We start from the raw sequence: 16,852 nt of genomic DNA on the forward strand, positions 1-16,852 counted from the left end.
TTCAGCGCAATCCCGTCGAAGGGAGTAATCTGAAGTGGTGCTGATTACTTCCTTCTGCGTTCATGTCAAACATTGAATTGAAAGCCATCAACCGTGAATGCCTGACCGGTTATGAAGCACGGTTCGGATGTGGCAAGGAACGTGACAAGGCGTGCCACGTCGTCAGCACAACCAAGGCGACCGAGCGCGATGCCCTTGATGACTTCATCGGCGCGTTCGGTAACATTCGTGTCGATCTCGGTGCGGATGACGCCGGGGCAGATCGCATTTACGGCGATATTCGGGCCGAGTTCCTTGGCGAGCGAGCGGGTCATGCCCAGAATGCCAGCTTTTGCGGCGGCATAGGCAAACCTGCTGACGGCTGCGGTCACACCCCCGGAAAGTGCATTGAGCGACGACATGGAAACAATGCGGCCGCCGCCCTGTTTCAGCATATGTGGCGCCGAATGCTGGATATAATTGAAGCAGCTTTTCAGGTTGATGGCGATCGCGCGGTCGAACTCATCTTCCGAAATGTCGAGAATGCCAACCGGGGCAGAACGGCCTGCATTGTTGAGCAGAAAGTCAAGACGGCCAAATGTTTCAACGGTTTGTGCGACGACTTCACCAGCCCGCTTGTGGCTGGAAACATCGGCCACGCAGGAGATTGCCTTGACGCCGAGGCCTTCAATTTCGGCTGCGGTTGCCGCCAGTTCCACTTCCAGCAGATCAACCAGCGCAATGTCATAGCCCGCACGCGCCAGATCGAGAGCGCAAGCCTTTCCGATGCCTCTTGCCCCGCCAGTAACAATGGCAACCTTGTTTTGTGAGTTCATTTCCAGATGCGCTCCTTTTTGTATTGCCACTTGATCGTATGTCTGCCACATTATTCCACAATAGGAATTTGGTTCACATATATGAACATTGAAAACATTGGTGAAGTTAAGTCGGCCGTTCGGGTTCTCGAGATCCTCGAATTCCTCGGTCGTGCACATAAGCCGGTGACGCTCAAAGCAATTGTCGCTGAGCTTGGTTATCCCAAAAGCAGCACGTTCAATCTGCTGGCTACATTGGTGGCCCGCGCCTATGTGGTGCGGGACGATACCGAGTCCTATCGCATCCATGAGGCGTTTCGTGACGGGCCGGGCTGGTCGAGCGGCAGCGATGCCTATCTGATCGCGACGGCCCAGCCGATCATGGACGCCATGCGTGATAGTGAAGGCGAAACCGTCTTTCTCGGCACGCGCCGCAAGGATGGGCGGGTTAAGCTCCTCGCCAAGAGTGTCAGTCATCAGGCGGTCCGCTTTGATTCCGATCTGACAGGGTCTGATCCTGCCTATTGCACGGCAATGGGGCGGGTTCTTCTGGCGCATTGGCAGCCGGAAAAGACATCTACCTATCTAGCCAAAGAGCGGATCGTTCCTTTGACGGATAAGACCGTGATCGATCGGGTACAGATACGCCGTATCATTGAAGTTGCCCGCGAGGACGGCTTTGCAATCTGTGACGAAGAGGCGGTTGTCGGCGGGTCCGGCGTCGCTGCTCCAGTTTTTGATGCCAGCGGCGAAGTGGTCGCAACGCTCAACATGGCCACCATCTCATCGCGCTTTACCGCATGCCGTCAGCGCATGATCGACGCTGTCGTCAAGCATGCGGCAGAGTTGAGCGCGCGCCTTGGATACAAACCAACAACAGCAGACAAGCAATAACATGGATATAGAATTCAAAGAAAAGCGGGTTCTGGTGACCGGAGCCGCAAGGGGAATTGGGCGGGCTATCTGCGAGGCATTTGCTGCGGACGGTGCAATCGTTACTGCTACCGATGTTTTGGACGATGAACTGACAGAATTGACCCGTGAGGCACAGCCCGGACGTGGCGGCTCGATCAGAACAGTACATCTGGATGTGACCGATGAAGCCGCGATAGCCGCATTGGCGGCGGTAGAAGAGGCCAATGGAGGCTTTGATATCTTCGTCCATGTTGCCGGCGGTGTCCTCGGACAGAAGAAGCGTCCGGTGGAGAACGTTCCAGCCGCTGATTGGGATCGCATCTACGACATCAATGTGCGCGGGGCGTTTCTGGTCGCCCGGGCACTTGTCCCGGCCATGAAGCGGCGGGGCACGGGCAAAATGGTCTTCATTTCCAGCGGTGCCGGTCTTGGCGTTAGCCTCACTGGCATTCAGGCTTATGCGAGCGCGAAGGCTGCGTTGATCAGTCTTGCCCGCCAGCTGGGTCACGAGCTTGGACCATTCGGGATCAACGTCAATGCCGTTGCTCCCGGCTTTTTGCGCACCAGCCCTGACTATGAGCGTCAGTGGGCTTCCTATGGTGATGAGGGGCAGGCCGCAATGCTCAACGAAATTCCGTTGCGTCGGATCGGACTGCCGGAAGACATCTCGAATGCTGTGCTCTTTCTCGCATCTCCTTTTGCGAGCTGGATCACGGGCCAGACATTATCGGTCAGTGGAGGGCCGACATCATGACAACTGACGCGCCTGTTCCAACCTGGACATGGTCTGAAGAACGGCTTCAGACCATCATGAATCGTGCCCGCGCTGGCCGCAGTTTCAAACCGTCTTCCTGGCAAGGCGGCGCTCGATGCGCAGTCGCTTTGTCCTTCGATTCAGACCATGACACGTTTGAAATGCGTGATGGCGGAAAATCGATATCGGCTTTGTCGCAGGGGCAGTTTGGCCCAAGGCAGGGTATCCCTCGTATCCGCGAAATTCTGCGCCGCGATAACATCCCGGCCACATTCTTCGTGCCTGCCATTTCGGCCATGCATTATCCTGATGAGCAACGCGCCCTGATCGGCGAGGGGCACGAAATTGCCCTTCATGGCTGGATACACGAGCGCAACACATTGCTTGACGGTGAAACAGAGCGCGATCTTCAACATCGTGCCGCTGATACGCTGGAAAAGATCACCGGTGTTCGCCCGGTCGGCATTCGTACGCCGTCCTGGGATTTCAGCGACAACACATTGCAGATCACTTCTGAAATGGGATTGATCTACGATTCATCGCTTATGGCGGATGTAGATTGCTACGAGCTTTTGCTTAATGGCGAGCCGTGTGGTGTCACCGAACTACCTGTGGAATGGATTCGAGATGACGCAGCCTATCTCGTCATGGACAGATGGGGTGGGTTACGCCCGCAGATCGCACCGCACGATATTCTCCAGATATTTCTCCGGGAGTTCGATGCAGCTTACGAAGAGGGTGGCATTTTCCAGCTAACCATGCATCCGGATATCATCGGGCACCGTTCGAGAATCTGGATACTGAAAGAACTGACTGCGCATATTAGCACCCATAAGGATATATGGTTTGCGACCCACGCGGATATTGCACGCTATGCCAAGCTAAATGGTTGATAAGTAGAACTTTGCGGTGCAGCTGAAACTAACTTTGGCCCGATTTTCGGGCCGGGTGTGTTTACGTGTGCTGGTCATGCACGGCCTTCATAAAGCAGAACAAAGTTCATATATATGAACCAAATTCCGCTTTTCATCGCTGATCAGCGGGTTCAAACTCTTTGCAACCGGGCAGAGAAAAGCGCGTAATCGCCGCCCGCATTGCAGATAAAAAACACAAATAAGCATGAGGGAACTATGCTGAAGAAAATTGCGGCCATTGGCCTTTGCACTTTATCGATGCTTTACAGTGGCAGCGTTTTGGCGAAAGACTGGAAAGCTGTGACCGTTGGTGTCGAGGGCGCCTTTCCGCCTTTCAACCTTACAAGCCCGGGCGGAGAGCTTCAGGGCCTTGACCTTGATGTCATCAAGGAAGTTTGCAAGCGCGCCGAGCTTGAATGCAATATTGTTGCGCAGGATTGGGACAGCCAGATTCCGTCGCTGCTCGCCGGAAAATTCGACGTAGTACTGACCATGGGCCCAAACCCAGAGCGTCGCAAGGTCATCGATTTCTCCGATCCTTATGTGATTACGCCGAATACGTTCCTGGTGCCAGCTGATGGACCTTTGGCCAATCTGCCGCATACGGGTGAAAGCCTTTCCACAGATACAGATGAAGGCAAAAAGGCGATTGCTGATCTCAAAGAAGCGTTGAAAGGCAAGACAATTGGTGCGTCGCTTTCGACCAGCCAGTTGCAGTTTGTCGAACAGAACTTCGGTGATGCCGTTCAGGTCCGCACCTATAAGGGATCGGAACAGGTTAAATTGGATCTCGAATCCGGTCGTGTTGACGGTCAGTACGATAATGTGGTTTTCGCGCGTGACCGTGCTGAGAAGAGCAATGGCAGGCTGAAGATCACCGGGCCGCTTCTGGTTGGTGGCATTCAGGCAACCAATGTCTGCATCGGCCTGCGCAAGGAAGAGCCAGAACTGAAAGCCAAGCTCGACAATGCACTTGGCGAAATGCGGGCAGATGGCACGCTCGCCAAGATGTCGGAAAAGTGGTTCTCCATGAATTTGAGCCCGAAGGGCTAAGCGAACTCAGCTCTAGTCTTTTCAGGAAAGCCCCGTTTTGCGGGGCTTTTTCTGTTTTAGGTGCCGTAAAAGGTCTGCGCCATATGGCGACGCAATTATCTTAGGCGCAAAGCGTACGACCTCATTCATCCTCTATTCAAACTGTTGGATTTAAAGCATAGTTCGGCGCATATGGAGGGACCCCAGTATGGTATCTGTAGTTAAAAAGATGGTTGCATCGCTATGTCTGGGCGGTGTGATGACAATGGTTTCGCCGCTGCTCGCAACATCCGCGTCGGCGGCAGAATTGCAGCGTTGTGCAAGCGAAGGCGGTATTTGCCGGCTGCCTTACCCGGCTGAAGTGGTCTATGGGACAGGCGGACGCAACACCTCTCGCTTTATCGATCGTCCGGAAGTGCCGTGCTCGAACCGCGTCTTTAACGATCCAGCACCGGGCAAGAAGAAGAGCTGCTCTTTCGTTGTCCGTGACCGTTACGACCGCCCCGGTCGTCCAGATCGCCCCGACCGTTATGATCGGGATCGCGATTGGCGGCCTTGCGCGAAGGAAGGCGGATATTGCGACTTCTACGGGCGCAAACGGGTTCGCTATGGCGCGAAAGGTCGCTTTATCGAACGTACTTTCCGTGACGGAGTCGATTGCGACAATTATTCGTTCGGAGATCCGGCGCCGGGCAAAGGAAAAGCCTGCTACGTGCTGGATTAAGTTCAAGCATTATCTGACCCGAAGGCAGCCGTTTCAAGCTGCCTTCGTGAAGCATGTCTTTAATGCGCGGTCACAAGGCTATGAATGATCGAAAACATCGTGCGGGCGCCATCGGCTGCGGCAAGGATGGCCTGCTGCATTGGCCCTGCCGCGCAATCACCCGCGGCATAGACTCCCTTCAACGAAGTCTCATTCATCTCATTGCGCCACAGGCCCCCATCCTCGCGCAAATTGAGTGCCAGTCCCGTGACGATGGGTGCTTGGCTTTGAAATGGTCTGATCCATAGCGACTGGATATCCTCTCGACGACCGTCCTTGAGCATTATGCCGCCGATGGTGTGACCATCACCGCTAAGAACTTCTTTGATGGGCATTGTTACCAAATTGATCTCTGCGCGTGACAGATCTGACAGTTTATCGGCTGGTAGGTCAGCGCCATTGGTGAAGACGGTCAGGCGATTCGCCCAGTTCTTGAAGAAACCGGCGTGATCCAGCATTGCTGTTGTTTCCGCAAGTACACCCCAATGCTCGCCGCGATGTTCAAAGCCATCGCAGAAAGGGCAATGATGAACGCCGCTGCCCCAGTTGTTCGCAAGGCCTTCAATGTCCGAAAGCTGGTCCATCACGCCAAGAGCGAGGAGAATTTTGGGCGCAGAAACAATGTCTCCATCGACCAATTCTACTGAGTAGCCCCCATCTTTTGGCCAGATCGCCTGGGCAAGACCGTCGCGATAGGTCACTGTGTCATAACGCGATAGCTCTTCACGCGACACCTTCCGAAATTCTTGTGGCAGAATCCCATCCCGCGACAGATAACTGTGCATGGCGGGAGCTTTCTGATTTCGAGGCTCGCCTCCGTCGATGACAAGCACTCTGCGCAGAGCGCGTCCTGCGATCAAGGCTGCGGAAAGCCCCGCAGGGCCACCGCCAATGATGATGGTCTCGTAATTTTGCATGATTGTTTATCCGGTCATTTGATAGCCGTTGACGATGGCGCGCCAGAGCTGTCTGCACGAACCTCCTCGGCAGGACATCAAGCGGGTTAAAATCGACATGGCACACCATAAGTTACATGATATCCTCGAGTCAATAGTCATGTAACTTACGGTGTGTCAAATTGCTTTCTGACAGGAAATGTTCGATAAACTGGTCAGTCCTATCAGGCAGATATAAAGAGTGAACGCATATGAGGCAGGATAGTCGGCTCTCTCGCATGTTGCATGTTTTGATCCACATGGATCATCATGATGGCGCGTTGACGTCTGAAGAAATTGCAGCGATGCTGGATACCAATTCGGTGGTGATCCGACGCACGATGGCCGGGTTACGTAAAGAGGGCTATGTGCATTCAGAGAAGGGGCACGGAGGCGGCTGGACGCTGGCGCGGCCACTCGACCAGCTGACACTTTTGGACATTTACCGCGCGGTCGGGGAACCTTCTATTTTCGCTGTCGGCCCCGCCTATGACATGCCCGGTTGCGTTATAGAACAAGCGGTTAATAAAAAGCTTGAAAGTGTCTTCAAAGAAGCAGAGCGACTGCTTTTGAGCCGATTTCAGGGTGTGACCCTTGCAGATATTGCGCAGAATTTTTCTGCGGGCATGGCAGCGAACGGCCATGCAGCTAAAACAAAAAAGACATCTGATTAATAGTGCCGCCGAACATCAGTTGCTCGGTCACCAATTGCTCCCACGCGGAGCAGATTCTCACACTTTGATGACCATGACGAAACCACAATGTGGCATCGCCGCGCCTGGAAAATCGATGCGATGTGTATCGGTTTCCAAACGTGATGCTCCCCAAACGGCATTCAGCCTCGGTTCATGATCACAGCGGTAACGCTTCTGCGAAGTTGCCGCAATTTGCCTCTATTCGCATTCCAGCATGTGCGGAATCGGAAGCAGGCCCTTTTGCTTATCAGTTCTGCCTTCCAGAAGGAGAAGGATATATGTCTATTCGTTCCAAGCTTCGCACTACTGTTGCGATCCCGGTGATATCGGTCTGTGTTCTGGCGCAGCCATCTTTCGCGGATAGGCTGTCGCAGTCCTATCAAGTGGCTCAGGAAAACAGCGAGGAGCAAGCGCCGCAGGAACAGCCCGTTGAACAGCCACAGGCAGAAGGCGAGCGTCCTTCTGAGGAAGGTCAGGGGCATCGTCAGGCTGAGGAGCAGAAGCAGGCTGAACGTGCGGAAGCGCAGCGCCAGGAAATAGAAAAGCAGCAGGCGGAAAAGGCAGAGGCTGCAAGGCAGGCTGAAGAACGCAAGGCGGCTGAAGCGGAAACGCAGCATCAGGCGGCTGAACAGAAAAAGGCCGAAGAAGAAGCTGCCGCACAGCAGAAGGCGGCAGAACAGGCACAGCGTAAAGCTGAGCAGGAAGCAGCGGAACGCCAGGCTGAGACGAAGGCTGCTGCCGACGAAGCTGAAAAGCAGGCTGTCGAGCAAAAGAAGGCGGCAGAGCAAGAGACGCAGCGCCAAGCCCAAGAGAAGAAGCCTGCATCGGAAGAAAGCGCGCCGAAAGACGAGGCAGAGCCAGAACAAAAGGTTCCTGCCCACAAAAAGCCAGCAGCGAAGAGGCCGGATGCAAACGGAGCATCGGAAGAGACTGCCAAGGAGCCTGCAGAACGGCGGAAGAAGAGGCCCGCTCCTGCCGACGATGCACAGGCGCAGAAGCCTGCGCCACAGCCGGAATCTGCACCTGTTCCAGTGCAGCCGACCGAACCGCAGACTGGTGAAGTCACTCCCGTTCAACCTGCGGAACAGCCAGCTGTCAAAGAACAGCATGGAAATGAGAAGCGCGAGCCGTCGCCGGTAGAACAGCAACCAGCGGAGCAACCTGAGGAGGCTGAGAAGAAGCCAGAACCTGTTCCTGCAATCGTCGACGAGCGTTCCGCGGCAGAAAAGGAAGCCATCGCGAAAGATCCGTCGAAGACGGACGAAACGGTGGTTCTTCCGGTCGAGAACGGTGCTGCGATTCTCGACAGCGACAAGGATGCCGATAATAGCGGTGGCAATCAGGCTCGCGAGGAACGTCGCAAGCAGCGTGGACAACAGCGCGAAGCCGAAGCCTCAGCGCCGCCCCCCGCAGACGACGCATCCGCTCAGGTTGCGATCCCCGAGCAGATCAAGGCCGATCTTCCCAAGAAGATTGAAGCCAATCTGAAGGAAAAGGGAAAGCGCGTCGATGAGGCACCCGCTTTCGTTGTCCCGGAAACCACAAACATTGTGAACAACACCGTTGTTAACAACACGGTCGTCAATAACACGACAGTCAACAATGTGACGAACAACGTCAGCAATGTGAAAGTGCTTGAAGAAATCGACAACCGCGTTGTTATGAATGTGGGAGATCGAATTTTTGTGCGCGGCGATGACCGCCCACGTCTGCGCCGCAATGCTGAAGAAGCCTATTATGATGAGCTGCCGCGCGGCCGCACGCGCGAAACGATTGTGCGTCCCGGCGGCTATCGCGTGGTGACTGTCTATGATCGCTATGGTGATGTTGTGCAACGTTCCCGTATTGATCGCGACGGCAACGAATATCTCATGGTCTACGCACCCGACTATGAAGATACACCCCGTGCAGCTATTGCCGATGTCGGCTACGAGCTACCGCCGATGCGTCTCACAATTCCTGTCAGCGATTATATCATTGACGTCACAGACGACCGCGATCGCGACTTCTATGACTTCCTGGCCATGCCTCCGGTAGAGCGGGTTGAACGCGTGTATACGATTGACGAGGTGCGTCATTCGGCACGTCTGCGCGATAAGGTGCGCCGCATTGATCTGGACACCATCCACTTTGCCACCGGCAGCGCGGAAGTCTCGCTATCGCAGGCTAAAACGCTGCGCAAGGTGGCCGACGCCATGCAGAAGGTCCTTGGCAAAGACCCCGGCGAAACCTTCTTCATCGAAGGTCACACGGATGCTGTCGGCTCTGATCGATCGAACCTCGTTCTTTCGGATAAACGCGCGGAGTCAGTGGCAAGCCTGCTAACGGAAGTTTATGATATTCCGGCTGAGAATCTCGTCACGCAGGGCTATGGTGAGCGCTTCCTGAAGATCAAGACCGACGGGCCAGAGCAGGAAAACCGCCGTGTTACCATTCGCCGAGTGACACCGCTGGTCAGGCCGGTGGCGCAGCGCTAACGCCTGCGCATTTTAAAACTCTCAGGCCGCAACCACTGCGGCCTGAGAGACAAACGCTTAATCTCCCAGCACCTGTTTGTCGTCGCCATCCCTGGAGCGGACAAGCTCTTCCTTGATCTGTCGGAGAACATGCGCGGAGCGGTTACGGTCTGCATAGGCAACCATGTTTGCCAGAATGTCGATTGTGGCCAGATAGGCGTAGCGGGTGGATGTGGGACGGAAGATATTTTTGCCTTCGTCCAGATCAATTGCAATCAACACATCGGAAGCCTGTGCGACAGGCGAATTTCTCTGCGTTATCGCAATGGTGGGAATGGCCCGGGCGCGCAGCAAATTCATGCAATTCACCAGCTCTCGATCTCGCCCTGTAATCGATGAGCCGATGACAACCGTTCCCGGCAGCGCAGCAGCTGAGAGCATGTGGTTCATGCTGTGGTCCGTCGATGCATTGATGCGACAACCGAGGCGGAACAACCGGTTGTGGAGTTCATTGGCAATCATGGCTGAGTTGCCCGTCGCGCCGAAGGCCTGAATAAATTCAGCCCCACGGATCAGGTGGGCGGCCCGTTCTATTGCGGCGAGATCGAGTTGCCGGTGTAACTGGAAGAGCGCATTTTGCGCCTTGGTTATAATGTCTTCGGCGACTTCCTCCACCGAGCTGGTCTCGGTTTCCGGCATCAGATAGCGCAATCCGACATAGGTTATCTTTGCCAGTTGCACCTTGAAGTCGGAATAGCCCTGACAGCCTATCCGTCGGCAAAACCGTGTTACGGTTGGCGGAGAAACGCCTGCCTTCTCCGCCAGTTCACCAATCGAGGAATTGACGACAAAATCGACATTTTCCAGCACCACGGCTGCGAGCTTTTTTTCGAGACCGGAAAGTTTGCCTTCCTTGTCCGACAATGCGTGAATGACGTCCATTGGAACTCCGGTCGAGAAGGAAACAGCGCTTTGCGGTCTCTTTTCCATATCCCTGCTGATGAAAAATAATTACATGACTATGGAAATTTTCCGCGTTCTGATCAATGGTTATCTCTCACACGAGGTTAATCAAGAAAATAATATACACCGTCGACAACAATCGCGCACCGTACCCGAAGAGGCAATCCATGACGTTCCCTTGGCCAGAAGCAGGCACGCCTGTTGAAAATATCCCGACCCCAATGCCCATCATCGATGAAGACCGTATGGCCTCGAATATTGCCCGCGCGCAGGCTTATTTCGACCAGCACGGGAAGGCTTTTCGTCCGCATATCAAAACGCACAAGATACCTTCCATCGCAAGGCTACAGCTTGAAGCGGGCGCCAAAGGCATCAATTGCCAAAAGATCACCGAGGCGGAGGTTTTTGCCGAGGCCGGTTTCGATGACATTCTGATAACCTACAATATTCTCGGAGCTGCAAAGCTCGCGCGGTTGAAAATACTCAATGCGAAAATCGGCGCTTTAAAAGTGACTGTCGATAGTGAAGTCACGATCAAGGGGCTTGCTGAAACCTTTGATGCCGAGCGACCGCTTGCGGTGTTGGTGGAATGCAACACAGGCGGCAAGCGATGCGGCGTCCAGACGCCGGATGCCGCTGTGGCATTGGCTGAAGTGATCTCCGCCAAGCCCGGTCTTCGTTTTGCAGGCATCCTGACTTACCCGGCGGCGGGAGGCGCGGCGCAAGTCGAAAATTTCATCGTCGAGACGATGGAAAAGCTGGCCGCGAAAGGAATAGATTGCCCGATCCGGTCGAATGGCGGCTCGCCGGACCTCTATTCCGCGCATCTCGTACCGTCAGCGACTGAACACCGCGCTGGCACCTATGTCTATAACGACCGCAGCATGGTTAGGGCAGGGCACTGCACCAATGAGAATCTTGCCATGCATATTCTTGCAACTGTAGTTTCCAGACCCGCGCCGGGCAGGGCCGTGCTGGATTGCGGTTCCAAAGCTCTGACATCGGACCTGCTTGGTTTTGTTGACCATGGCGTTATCGAAGGCTTTGAGGGCGCGCGGATTGTTTCCCTTTCGGAAGAGCACGGTGTGGTCGATCTGACGGATTGCAAACAAGATTTCGCGCCGGTGGGTGCTGTTGTTCGGGTCATCCCCAATCACACATGTGTCGTCAGCAACCTGTTCGATCGCATGGTCTTTCATCGTGACGGTGTGGTGACTCGTGTTGAAGATGTTGCCGCACGTGGGACCGTTTGGTGAGTTGTGCGCCAATGGTGGCGTGAAATGACGGCCTAACGTTGAAAAAAGTGAGCAGAAAACATGAAAAAGGAGCCGAATTTTTCGGCTCCTTTTTCATCTGATAAGTAAATTCATATCCCATGAAGCATTGAGAGCCGCCTTAAAGGCATTGAATGAGCATGCATTTTCCGCTCATCATCGCGGCGGGGTCCGCTGCCGCTTCATGAAAATCAATTTCATAAATTTTCATCTTAACGCCAGTTTCGTAGTTCATTGCGCGATATCCTGTTGACACGGACAATATTCGACGCATTATCGAGAAAATAAATTACAAAATAATCAAAGGGCGAACACGAGGCGGAGATCACCATCATATCCCTATTTCAAATTGTTGCGTCGGAATTGTCGCCAGTCTGCGTGAACTGTTTTGCGTACAGGACGTGAGCGACAAACCTGAAACGAGCGCGCATTGGCGAGCTTTGCGTGCGAACAGATGGCGTCATGTCCTCTGATTAAGCCATAGACCTGGAACCATACCATGCGCATATTCACGGCCTCGATGGCTACGGAAACAAATACATTTTCACCCGTTCCAACGGATATGGATGCATTTAAGGCAGCCTTTTATGCCAAGCCCGGCGAACACCCGGAAACACCGACCTTGTGTTCATCCGTTGTGCCGATCTTGCGCCGTCGCGGTAAAGCGGAGGGCTTTACCGTTGTCGAAGGCACCTCGTGCTGGGCCGAGCCTGCGGGTCTCATACAACGCCGGACCTATGAGACATTGCGCGATACCATATTGGCTGAACTGAAAGCCGCGCTCCCTCTGGATGCGGTTGTTCTGGGTCTGCATGGCGCGATGGTGGCGCAGGGCTACGATGATCCGGAAGGGGACTTTCTGGAAAAAGTACGCGCAATTGTGGGCCCTGATGTTCTGATCGCGGCGGAATTTGATCCCCACAGTCACCTGACTGCAAAACGTGTGGCCAATCTCGACGTCATGGCAACGTTTCTGGAGTTCCCGCATACGGATTTCGAAGAGCGTGGAGAACATGTCGTTGATCTGGCTCTCCGGACGCTTCGCGGGGAAATCAAGCCTGTCATTTCGACCTTCGATTGTCGCATGATCACCATTTATCCCACCAATCGCGAGCCAATGCGATCTTATGTGGATCGCCTCGTGGCTATGCAGGGCAAGAATGGCATCCTTTCGATTTCCGTAATCCATGGTTTCATGGCTGGCGACGCGCCCGACATGGGGACGCGGATTATCGTTGTCACCGATAATGACCAGGTCAAAGGCGACCAGCTTGCGCGTCAACTGGGCCATGAACTGTACCGTATGCGAAAGCTTACGGCCATGGAGATGCTGGATACGGAAGCTGGTCTGGATCGCGTCCTGGAACGTCGCGCCAGTGACCCATCGCGTCCTGTTGTTGTCTCCGATATCTGGGACAATCCGGGCGGGGGCGTGGCGGGTGATGCCACCTATATTCTGCGCCGCATGCTGGAGCGCAAGCTCGACAATTTTGCGGTAGCCACCATCTGGGATCCTGTCGCCGTGGCTTTCTGTCATGCGGCAGGTGAGGGGGCCGAGCTCGAAATCCGTGTCGGTGGAAAGTCGTCATGGCAAGGCGGCGAGCCGCTTGATCTGCGTGTGACCATCGAGAAGGTCGTGGACGCAGGCTGGCAGAGCTTTCGCAACAGCCGGGTCAATCTGGGACGTGTCGCGGTAATCCGTCCTGTCGGAACACAGATCGATATCATTCTGATTACCAGCCGCTCACAGACCTATGAGCCGGATATCTTCTCCAATATGGGGATCGATTTTGCGCGAAAGGATTTCCTTGTCGTCAAATCGACCAACCACTTTCAGGCCGGTTTCCAGCCTGTCGCCTCGGAGATTGTCTATATAGCGGCTCCAACTTCATACCCAACCAATCCAGCGGTCACACCATATCGGAAAGCAAGTCTGGAACTCTGGCCGCGGGTCGCCGATCCGCTGGGGCTGGACTAACCACAGCGAACACTCAGTCGGTTCGATTACATAAAAAGGGGAGTAACCATGAAAAAACGTTTTCTGCTGGGGGCTACTGCAGCACTTCTATGTTCAAGCGTGATGGCTTTCGCGCAATCGTCGGATGGCGTTCTGACCATCGCAACCATCGGCGAGCCGCCAACACTGGATGCGATGCAGACCCCAACCGACATTGTCCTGACGATTGACCAGCATATTTTTGAGACGCTTTATACCTATGATGAACAGTGGAAGTCGGTTCCGTTGCTCGCTGCTGGCATGCCGGAAATCTCCGAAGATGGTTTGACTTACAAGATTTCCTTGAGAGAAGGTGTGAAGTTCCACGATGGCAGCGATTTTGACTCCAAGGACGTCGTCGCATCCTTGAAGCGATGGATGGAAATCAATTCCAAGGGCAAGCAGGTTGCTGGCATCGTAGAAAGCCTGAGCGAAGATGGCGACCATGCGGTCATCATCAAACTCAAGTCGCGCTATGCACCACTGCTGGCGACGTTATCGCAGGCATCGATCATCATTCCGTCCGAGACCATCGCCGACACGCTGACGCAGTTCGTCGGCACCGGCCCCTATGCGCTCAAGGAGCGCAAGCCCGATCAGTATACGCAGCTCGTGCGCTTTGACGATTATAAGTCTCCCAAAGGCGAGCCGAGCAATTATGCGGGTAAGCGCGAGGCCATTGCCAAGGAACTGCGCTTTGTGCCCGTTCCCGATGCCAACACCCGCGTTGAAGGACTGATTTCCGGACAGTTTGATTTCGCAGACTCGCTTCCCGTCAGCGCCTATGAGCGTGTTGAAGCAAGCGGGAAGGCCAAACCAGTCATCTTCAAGAACTCGGGCTGGGCCTCCATGAATATCAACATGAAGGAAGGCGCGCTCGTCAAAAAGGAACTGCGTCAGGCGGTTCAGGCCGCGCTCAATGCATCCGACATGATGCTCGCAGCTTTCTCCGATGACCGTTTTTACAGCGTCGATGGCTCCATCTTCCCTGAAGGGTCGTTCTGGCACACTGAAGCCGGCGTGGCCCGCTATGGCGAAGGCGACCCTGAAACAGCTGCCAAGCTCCTGAAGGATGCCGGATATGACGGCACGCCGATCCGGCTCTTGACCAGCCGCCAATATGAGTTCCATTACAAGATCGGTGAGGTGGCGAAAGCCTATCTTGAAGCGGCAGGCTTCAAAGTTGATATGCAGGTTGTCGACTGGGCTACGCTGACGACGCGTCGCGCCGATCCGAAGGAATGGGATATCTTCATCACCCATTCGAATTTCCCGGGAGATCCGACGACGATCAACACCATCACCGATACATATCCGGGCTGGTATGTGTCGGACCAGAAAGCCAAAGCCGTCGCGACCTATATGGATGCGACGACCGATGAAGCCAAGCAGAAGGCGTGGGAAGGCATCCAGACTGTCATCTATGATGATGCTCCGCTCTATAAGGTCGGCAATTTCAATGCGGTTTCCGGTGTTGCGAACGGGGTTGCCGGTTACACGCCAACCTACTGGCCGCATTTCTGGAATGTAGCCCCGAAGAAGTGAGGCAGACCATGTCGAGGATCGCCCGGGCACTGTTGCACCGCTTGATAGGCATGGCCGTTGTGCTTGCCCTTGTCGTGACAGTTGTATTCGTCATTGTCCGGGTTACGCCGGGCGATCCCGCTGCCGTCATGCTGGGGTCTGACGCGACCCCGCAGGACATTGCAGATTTGAGAGCACGGATGGGGCTGGATGCGCCCCTTCTGGTGCAATACGGCCAGTTCGTGCTGGGCATTTTCCAAGGCGATCTTGGTCAGTCCATCTTTCTCAACCAGCCGGTGACGAAAGCCCTTGCTTCGCGTGCGGAGCCGACATTCTTTCTCACGCTGTTCTCCATATTGATCGCGGTGCTGATCGCCTTGCCGGTCGGGGTTTTCTCAGCCGTGAAACGAGGAACCTTCTTCGATCAGACTGTGGTCGTGCTGACCATGGTAGCTGCAAGCGTGCCAAGTTTCTGGTTGGGCTTGCTCCTTATCCAGATTTTCGCGGTTCAATATGGCTGGTTCCCGGCATCCGGTTATGGTGGTCCCGACACTAGCTTTCTGGAACGATTGCACCATCTGATCTTGCCCGCCGTCGCGCTTGGCGTGGTCAATTCCGCACTCATCACCCGCTTTACCCGGGCAGCCATGCTTGATGTGCTGGGGGATGACTATGTGCGGACGGCACGCGCAAAGGGCGCCACCGAAGGCCGCGTGATCCTGAAGCATGCCTTCAAGAATGCGCTTGTGCCCATTATCACCGTCATTGGACTTTCCATCGCGATGCTGGTCGCGGGTGCCGTCGTAACGGAGACGGTATTCGGTCTGCCGGGCATTGGAAATCTGGTGGTGTCGGCGGTGCTCCGCCGCGACTATCCGGTGATCCAAGGAACGCTGTTGGTCGTGGCCGCTATCTATGTACTGATCAATTTTGTGGTCGATATGCTCTATATTCTCGTAGATCCGAGGGTACGCCTGTGACGCTCGCTTCTTTCTCCATGCCCTTTGCGTCGGGCTTTCGACGTCTGTTCGGCAATCGGGCGATCTTGCTCGGTGCGCTGATCCTGCTCGCCGTGGTGCTGGCAGCTATTCTCGCACCTTGGGTTGCACCTTATGCACCGAACAAACTTTCTATCGTGAACAAGCTTCAGGGCCCTTCCTGGAAGCATATTTTCGGCACGGATGAATTCGGACGCGATAATTTCTCGCGCGCGATCTTTGCGGGACGCGTTTCGCTGCTCGTCAGTCTTGGTGTGGTTATGATCTCGACCATTCTGGGCGTCATACTCGGCGTAACGGCCGGATATTTTCGCAAGCTGGATACGCCTATCTCCAGACTGCTCGACGCGATGATGTCCTTCCCGGATATTCTGCTTGCGATTGCGCTTGTTGCAGCACTTGGCCCTTCGTTGATGACCGTCATCATTGCGCTTGGGATCACCTATGCGCCACGACTTGCGCGTATCGTGCGCGGCTCGACATTGGTGATCCGCGAGATGCCCTATATCGAGGCGGCAATTTCGCTGGGACTTCCCACCTGGCGGATATTGTTACGTCACGTACTGCTCAATCTGGCCTCTCCCATTCTGGTACAGGCAACATTCGTCTTCGCATCTGCAATGCTGGCAGAGGCAAGCCTATCGTTCTTAGGCGTTGGCGTTTCGGCGGATATGCCGACCTGGGGAACCATGTTGGCATCGGGACGGGAATATATGAACAACGCGCCCTGGCTCATGTTGTTTCCCGGCCTTGCCATCGTCTTCTCCGTCCTCTCGCTGCAACTTGTCGGCGATGGCCTGCGCGATCTGGTTGATCCGCGTCTCGCGAAGGAAAGCTGA

15 protein-coding genes are annotated in these 16,852 nt (G+C 54.8%); 12 read left to right on the top strand and 3 right to left on the bottom strand.

Annotated elements, in window-relative coordinates:
* Positions 1-65: 65 nt before the first annotated feature.
* On the bottom strand, positions 66-815 hold the full coding sequence (locus WIX40_RS18485; protein ID WP_109366426.1) for an SDR family NAD(P)-dependent oxidoreductase: 750 nt from the start codon (positions 813-815) through the stop codon (positions 66-68).
* Positions 816-896: 81 nt separating this feature from the next.
* On the opposite strand from WIX40_RS18485, the gene WIX40_RS18490 reads away from it, so the two are divergent.
* From WIX40_RS18490 to WIX40_RS18510, 5 genes are all read left to right on the top strand, one after another.
* Complete coding sequence (locus tag WIX40_RS18490; RefSeq protein WP_339441312.1) at positions 897-1,688, top strand: IclR family transcriptional regulator; 792 nt, start codon at positions 897-899, stop codon at positions 1,686-1,688.
* 1 nt (position 1,689) lies between these two features.
* A complete protein-coding gene (locus WIX40_RS18495; RefSeq protein ID WP_339441314.1) occupies positions 1,690-2,463 on the top strand; it encodes an SDR family NAD(P)-dependent oxidoreductase in 774 nt (257 codons plus the stop codon).
* Positions 2,460-3,356 (top strand): polysaccharide deacetylase family protein, encoded by an 897-nt coding sequence (locus WIX40_RS18500; RefSeq protein WP_339441315.1) that lies wholly within the window; start codon positions 2,460-2,462, stop codon positions 3,354-3,356. The genes WIX40_RS18495 and WIX40_RS18500 overlap by 4 nt, the downstream gene beginning before the upstream one ends.
* A gap of 237 nt (positions 3,357-3,593) precedes the next feature.
* Positions 3,594-4,430, top strand: a complete 837-nt coding sequence (locus WIX40_RS18505) for a transporter substrate-binding domain-containing protein (protein ID WP_124915448.1) — start codon at positions 3,594-3,596, stop codon at positions 4,428-4,430.
* A gap of 187 nt (positions 4,431-4,617) precedes the next feature.
* Positions 4,618-5,133 (top strand): hypothetical protein, encoded by a 516-nt coding sequence (locus tag WIX40_RS18510; RefSeq protein ID WP_121537854.1) that lies wholly within the window; start codon positions 4,618-4,620, stop codon positions 5,131-5,133.
* Positions 5,134-5,192: 59 nt separating this feature from the next.
* Here WIX40_RS18510 and WIX40_RS18515 read toward each other — a convergent pair whose 3' ends face one another.
* On the bottom strand, positions 5,193-6,089 hold the full coding sequence (locus WIX40_RS18515) for an NAD(P)/FAD-dependent oxidoreductase (protein ID WP_339441318.1): 897 nt from the start codon (positions 6,087-6,089) through the stop codon (positions 5,193-5,195).
* Positions 6,090-6,319: 230 nt separating this feature from the next.
* Here WIX40_RS18515 and WIX40_RS18520 point away from each other — a divergent pair, with 230 nt between their 5' ends.
* On the top strand, positions 6,320-6,781 hold the full coding sequence (locus WIX40_RS18520; RefSeq protein ID WP_339441320.1) for an RrF2 family transcriptional regulator: 462 nt from the start codon (positions 6,320-6,322) through the stop codon (positions 6,779-6,781).
* 299 nt (positions 6,782-7,080) lie between these two features.
* Entirely contained in the window at positions 7,081-9,279 is a 2,199-nt protein-coding gene (locus tag WIX40_RS18525) for an OmpA family protein (protein ID WP_339441322.1), read from the top strand.
* 57 nt (positions 9,280-9,336) lie between these two features.
* Here the strand turns inward: WIX40_RS18525 and WIX40_RS18530 are convergent, their stop codons facing one another.
* Positions 9,337-10,200 carry a MurR/RpiR family transcriptional regulator gene (locus tag WIX40_RS18530; protein ID WP_339441323.1) on the bottom strand — a complete coding sequence of 288 codons (864 nt, stop codon included), beginning with the start codon at positions 10,198-10,200 and terminating at the stop codon, positions 9,337-9,339.
* Positions 10,201-10,388: 188 nt separating this feature from the next.
* Between WIX40_RS18530 and WIX40_RS18535 the strand changes: the two genes are divergently transcribed.
* From WIX40_RS18535 to WIX40_RS18555, 5 genes are all read left to right on the top strand, one after another.
* The gene (locus tag WIX40_RS18535) at positions 10,389-11,477 is read left to right on the top strand and encodes a D-TA family PLP-dependent enzyme (protein ID WP_339441324.1); all 1,089 of its coding nucleotides are present in this window, start codon (positions 10,389-10,391) and stop codon (positions 11,475-11,477) included.
* A 517-nt stretch (positions 11,478-11,994) separates the two neighbouring features.
* Positions 11,995-13,473: a M81 family metallopeptidase gene (locus WIX40_RS18540; RefSeq protein ID WP_339441325.1), complete on the top strand. Its 1,479-nt coding sequence runs from the start codon at positions 11,995-11,997 to the stop codon at positions 13,471-13,473.
* 48 nt (positions 13,474-13,521) lie between these two features.
* Complete coding sequence (locus WIX40_RS18545) at positions 13,522-15,036, top strand: ABC transporter substrate-binding protein (protein ID WP_339441327.1); 1,515 nt, start codon at positions 13,522-13,524, stop codon at positions 15,034-15,036.
* Between the two features lie 8 nt (positions 15,037-15,044).
* Positions 15,045-15,995 carry an ABC transporter permease gene (locus WIX40_RS18550; protein WP_371830807.1) on the top strand — a complete coding sequence of 317 codons (951 nt, stop codon included), beginning with the start codon at positions 15,045-15,047 and terminating at the stop codon, positions 15,993-15,995.
* A gap of 17 nt (positions 15,996-16,012) precedes the next feature.
* A complete protein-coding gene (locus tag WIX40_RS18555) occupies positions 16,013-16,852 on the top strand; it encodes an ABC transporter permease (protein ID WP_339442347.1) in 840 nt (279 codons plus the stop codon).

The sequence above is a fragment of the Ochrobactrum teleogrylli genome (assembly GCF_037482325.1).
GTDB lineage: Bacteria > Pseudomonadota > Alphaproteobacteria > Rhizobiales > Rhizobiaceae > Brucella > Brucella teleogrylli.